The organism is Aminobacter aminovorans, from assembly GCF_900445235.1.
Lineage (GTDB): Bacteria > Pseudomonadota > Alphaproteobacteria > Rhizobiales > Rhizobiaceae > Aminobacter > Aminobacter aminovorans.
This window is the reverse complement of sequence record NZ_UFSM01000001.1, coordinates 1620001-1622500: the sequence shown is the minus strand read 5'-3', so window position 1 is coordinate 1622500 and position 2500 is coordinate 1620001. Positions and strand designations below refer to the sequence as shown.

General features: G+C 55.1%; 1 tRNA gene and 2 rRNA genes (1 of these 3 cut by a window edge). All 3 read right to left on the bottom strand.

Features of this window, described 5'->3' with window-relative positions:
- Positions 1 to 267: 267 nt before the first annotated feature.
- A tRNA-Met gene (locus tag DY201_RS08040) sits at positions 268 to 344 on the bottom strand.
- A gap of 197 nt (positions 345 to 541) precedes the next feature.
- Positions 542 to 656, bottom strand: a 5S ribosomal RNA gene (rrf, locus tag DY201_RS08035).
- Positions 657 to 840: 184 nt separating this feature from the next.
- A 23S ribosomal RNA gene (locus DY201_RS08030) occupies positions 841 to 2500 on the bottom strand; it runs 1153 nt beyond the window's last position.

Sequence of the window (2500 nt, the reverse complement as noted above, 5' to 3'; positions counted from 1 at the left end):
CAGCTGGTGGTGGGGGGACATTTGCGGGCGAGCGCCGCTGTTCTGCTTCGGTTTCGGCTCGATCGGTGGGGATCGTGCGGATACGAAGAAGCCCGCCGTGGTTTTCACCTTGGCGGGCTTTTATTGTTGGTTGCGGGGACAGGATTTGGCTTTTTGTCCCGCGTCGTCGGCTTTGCCTCCTAGCGGGCCCCTGATGCAGGTTCAACTCGCCCGTCACCTGCGTCCAAATACCAAAACAGCCCAGACAAGCTGGGCTGTTTTGGTATTTGGTTGCGGGGACAGGATTTGAACCTGTGACCTTCAGGTTATGAGCCTGACGAGCTACCGGGCTGCTCCACCCCGCGCCACCGGACTTTTGCCTGAGGCAAAAGTCCTTTTTCAACGCTTCGGACTTTTGCTGTAGGCAAAACGTCCTTTTTATCCGGCATTTGCCAAAGGAAAGGGCCGCTTACGCGGCCCGACTACCCGTTGGCGGGCCCTTTGTATCGAGAAGATTTCGACAACGCGTTTGCGATGCGTTGTTTCAACGTGCGTTTGGCAGACCTGGCAGCGACTTACTCTCCCGCGTCTTGAGACGAAGTACCATCAGCGCTGGAGCGTTTCACGGCCGAGTTCGGAATGGGATCGGGTGCAGCCGCTCCGCCATAACCACCAGGTCGGCAAAACGCACGTTTTATCGAGAAGCTTTGTGTCGCGAAGGAGCTTTGAGGGGCCTGGACAGCTGAGCTGTCGTGGTGCCTCTCGTGGCTTTTCGCTGATCTTTGTTGTGCTTTTTCATCCTGCCATTTGGCAGTGTGACGATCTTTTGGGATCGCACTGTGATGAGCATTAGGAATGAGAACGATCAAGCCTATCGAACTATTAGTACCGGTAAGCTTCATGCGTTGCCGCACTTCCACACCCGGCCTATCAACGTGGTCGTCTTCCACGGTTCTCAGGGAATACTCGTTTTAAGGTGGGTTTCCCGCTTAGATGCCTTCAGCGGTTATCCCGTCCGGATATAGCTACCCTGCTATGCGGCTGGCGCCACAACAGGTCCACCAGAGATCCGTCCATCCCGGTCCTCTCGTACTAGGGACAGATCCTTTCAATATTCCTACACCCACGGCAGATAGGGACCGAACTGTCTCACGACGTTCTGAACCCAACTCACGTACCGCTTTAAATGGCGAACAGCCATACCCTTGGGACCTGCTCCAGCCCCAGGATGCGATGAGTCGACATCGAGGTGCCAAACAACCCCGTCGATATGGACTCTTGGGGGTCATCAGCCTGTTATCCCCGGCGTACCTTTTATCCGTTGAGCGATGGCCCTTCCACACGGGACCACCGGATCACTATGACCGACTTTCGTCTCTGCTCGACTTGTCAGTCTCGCAGTCAGGCGGGCTTATGCCATTGCACTCGACGACCGATTTCCGACCGGTCTGAGCCCACCATCGCGCGCCTCCGTTACTCTTTAGGAGGCGACCGCCCCAGTCAAACTACCCACCATACATTGTCCCGGACCCGGATAACGGGCCGCGGTTAGACATCCATAGAGATAAGGGTGGTATTTCAAGGGTGGCTCCACCAAGGCTGGCGCCCTGGCTTCAAAGCCTACCACCTATCCTACACATGCCACTACGAATGCCAATGTAAAGCTATAGTAAAGGTGCACGGGGTCTTTCCGTCTAACCGCAGGAACCCCGCATCTTCACGGGGAATTCAATTTCACTGAGTCTATGCTGGAGACAGCGGGGAAGTCGTTACGCCATTCGTGCAGGTCGGAACTTACCCGACAAGGAATTTCGCTACCTTAGGACCGTTATAGTTACGGCCGCCGTTTACTGGGGCTTCGATTCAAAGCTTGCACCTCTCCTCTTAACCTTCCAGCACCGGGCAGGCGTCAGACCCTATACGTCGTCTTGCGACTTCGCAGAGCCCTGTGTTTTTGATAAACAGTCGCTACCCCCTGGTCTGTGCCACCCTCCACATGCTTGCGCATGAAAGGGTCACGCTTCTTCCGAAGTTACGCGTGCAATTTGCCGAGTTCCTTCAGCATAGTTCTCTCAAGCGCCTTGGTATACTCTACCAGTCCACCAGTGTCGGTTTCGGGTACGGTCTATAATGGAGGAGCTATTTCCTGGAACCACTCCGCTGCAGGGATCAATCCAATAAGACCCCACAACATACGTGATCCGTCACTTCCTCCAGGCCCACGAATATTAACGTGGTTCCCATCGTCTACGCATTTCTGCCTCGACTTAGGGGCCGGCTAACCCTGCTCAGATTAGCTTTAAGCAGGAACCCTTGGACTTTCGGCGGGGGTGTCTCTCACACCCCTTACGTTACTCATGTCAGCATTCGCACTTCTGATACCTCCACCGCCCCTCACAGGTACGGCTTCGTCAGCTTACAGAACGCTCCGCTACCGCTTGCAGCAAGCTGCAAACCCTAAGCTTCGGTGTATGGCTTTAGCCCCGGTACATTTTCGGCGCAAAGACCCTTATTTAGACCA